General features: G+C 62.3%; 2 protein-coding genes and 1 pseudogene. 1 reads left to right on the top strand and 2 read right to left on the bottom strand.

The annotated features are described in order from the left end of the window. Positions 1-1,799 (bottom strand): annotated as a pseudogene (locus tag ABMA59_RS37015) (autotransporter outer membrane beta-barrel domain-containing protein); the annotation flags it as partial. Positions 1,800-2,136: 337 nt separating this feature from the next. Between ABMA59_RS37015 and ABMA59_RS37010 the strand changes: the two are divergent. Continuing rightward, a complete protein-coding gene (locus tag ABMA59_RS37010; RefSeq protein ID WP_349010311.1) occupies positions 2,137-2,586 on the top strand; it encodes a hypothetical protein in 450 nt (149 codons plus the stop codon). A 151-nt stretch (positions 2,587-2,737) separates the two neighbouring features. Here the strand turns inward: ABMA59_RS37010 and ABMA59_RS37530 are convergent. Beyond that, the coding region (locus ABMA59_RS37530; protein WP_425475858.1) for an integrase core domain-containing protein at positions 2,738-2,873 on the bottom strand (136 nt) is incomplete at its 5' end.

Genomic DNA, 2,873 nt, shown 5'->3' with positions numbered 1-2,873 from the left:
CTGATGGTGCCGGAATTGTCGATATCGACCGTGTTGGTCGTGCCGCCGGCGCCACCGTCACCGCCGAGTTCGACGATGAAGCCGTTGCCAACGCCGCCGGTGCCGCCGCTGCCCGCGGTCGACTGGCCGAGGATGCCATAGGCGTAGTCGCCACCGGTCCTGATTTCGGCGCCGTTGTCGACGGTCACCGCGCCCGAATTGCCGCCATTGCCGCCATTGCCGCCGCTGCCGCCGAGAATGCTGTTGAAGTCGCTGCCGGTGCCGCCGCCGCCGCCGAGCGACATGGCGGCGATGCCCGCCGCATATTCGCCGCTCGTGGTGATGAAGGTGCCGGCATCCGTCGTGACATTGACCGTGCCGCCGTCGCCGCCGAAGCCGCCGCCGCCGCCGGTGCCTGCGAGCGCGGTGCTGTCGCCGCCGTCACCGCCCTGGCCGCCAAGGCTTTCCGCCAGGATGCCGTACAGGTTGGCGCCGTTCGTCGTGACATTGCCGCTCGGGCCCTGCAATGTGACGGATACCGCCTTGCCGGTCCCGCCATTGCCTGCCGAATGGTCCTCCGAAGGGCCCTCGCCCCCGTCTTCACCCTGACTTACCGCGGCAATGCCAGCGCCGCTGCCGGTGAAATTGCCCGTGACATCCAGCAGGATTCCCCCAGACGATGTGACGGTTACCGTCGAACCGTCGCCGCCGCGACCGCCGTCATCGCTGTTGTCGATGGATTGCGTGCCGATGCCGCCGATGCTTCGCGCATGAATGCCATAGATTTCGCCGCTGCCCTGGCCGTTCCAGACGTTGTTGATCTGGCCGCTGTTCTGAACGGTCACCGAACCGCCATTGCCGGCGCCGCCATTGTGGACGCCGCCGCCGCCGCCGCCGGAATCGGCATAGATGCCGGCGCCCGCGGCGTTGCCCTGCATGCGGCTCGACGTACTGCCGATGCTGATCGTGCCCGCGTTGGTGACGGTAACGGAGCCAGACGAACCGCCGTCGCCACCCACCTGGTCGCCGAGGCCCGAGACGCTGTTGTTCTGCTCGCCGCCGGTACCGCCGCCACTCACCGCAATGATGCCGTACATCCCGCCGCTCAGCGGCGAAACCGTGCCGTCGATCGTCATGGTTCCGTAGTTGGTTACGTTTATCGCGCTGCCCGCGCCGCCGTCGCCACCGTCCGAATCGTTGTTGTCATTGTCGGAATCGCCGTTGCCGCCCCAGGAATAGGCGGAGATCATGCTGCCGAGATAGCCAGAATTGCCCGTGCCGTTCACGGTGATGCTGTTGTGCGTGGTGAGATCAATGCTGCCGCCGCCACCCGCATTGCCCTCGTCGACGCCGTCGCCGCCGCGCGAATACAACATGATGACCCCGCCCACGACCCCGCCGGGCTGGCTGTAAGGAGGCGATCCGGCGCTGGTCGCGTAGGTTCCCTCCGAGGTGATCGTTATGTTGTCGCCCCAGGCGCCGTCTTTCTCGCCACTGCAGTCGGTACCGGCGGCGCCATTGCAGATGGACCATGTATATCCATAGCTGCCCTCCCCAAGGTTCTGGCTCGCCGCGCCGCTGCAGCTTGCCTGCGCCTGGCCGGCAATCGCTGCGCCACCTACCGACAGGGCCGATACGATCAGGACGTGCAATGCGGCGCGGCGCTGAGTTTTTCTTACCTGGTCGCTGCCCGTGAGTGAGCGCTTCGGCGCGTCGCCGGCATCGATCCTGGTTGCGGGCAACCATCCCTGGACGATGGCTTCGCGAGCAATCGGCCACCGCAAAACGCCCGGCCTTCTCAGGTCGATCCCGTCAGCCATATCCGCCTCCCCGCCCGAATCTCCGCGCGAGCGCCACCGCAAACACTATTACGTTGCGTACCAATGCGGAATGCACGGGAGACTCGATGAAACCGCCGATTCAGTCGATGAAACCGCATCTATGCTGAATGAAACGATAAACTGAGAGGTGCCGGGCACCTTAGGCCTGGTACCTCGGAAGAGTTATTTGCGTGCGCGCGGTTGCTGCCGTTCATACAAGGCTTGCCGAACAGCGTCAGCAAAGCTCGAATGCACCGTTCTTCTCCCGCCCGCCCCATACGATGCGACCTGCAACACGTAAGCAAAGGTCGCTACGTTCTTGCCAGCCTCGATAGAAGTGCCAACATTCGACATTGCGGCCAAACGTACACGTGTCCCGCTCAACAACAATCGCATCCCACCAAACGACAAAGCCATCTCGCGTGAGCGCAATCGCTTCCCACCAACGGACAAGGCTCAAACGACCAAGCGCAATACCTTCCCGGCTTGGAGCAATGTGTTCCCACCTAACGACAATCTCATCCCGGACAACGACAATCCGTTCCCAGGTTTCGACAACGCTTTTCAGGCAGTTTTCCCTGATATTTCGCCTAGGGAAATTTATGCCAAGCCATTGATCTTGCGTGCGAATTTGTGGCGCAAAAGCCGATGTGGCAGGCAAATTTGCGAATTTTCCCTGTATTTTCCCTGTTATCAGGGAATTTCAGCAGAGACGGGTTCTATCCAAACTGGTGGCTGCACCACCCAGTCCTCTCAAAAATGCACCGTCTCTGCCGTCACGGAATAACTTTGAGATTTCCGAGACTTAGCAGACCCTTGGCCTTTGATGTGGCCTGCAGAGACGCAGCTTTTGGTGTGATTTCGGGGCTTTTGGCGACGTGACGTGAGACCCCAATCTCCTCCGGCTTGAGGGAGAGTCCTGGGTTTCGATTTAGGCCTCATGCGGCCTGTTTTTCCAGCGTGGATTTGATTGCGAACTCGACTGGCGGCATATTGCCGAGGGCCGAGTGTGGTCTGTGGTGGTTGTAGTCCTCCTTCCATGCGGTGATGGCGGTGCGGGCCTGTGTGAGCGTC

This window comes from Mesorhizobium yinganensis (assembly GCF_040081985.1).
Taxonomy (GTDB): domain Bacteria; phylum Pseudomonadota; class Alphaproteobacteria; order Rhizobiales; family Rhizobiaceae; genus Kumtagia; species Kumtagia yinganensis.
This window is presented reverse-complemented; position numbering and strand designations above follow the sequence as displayed.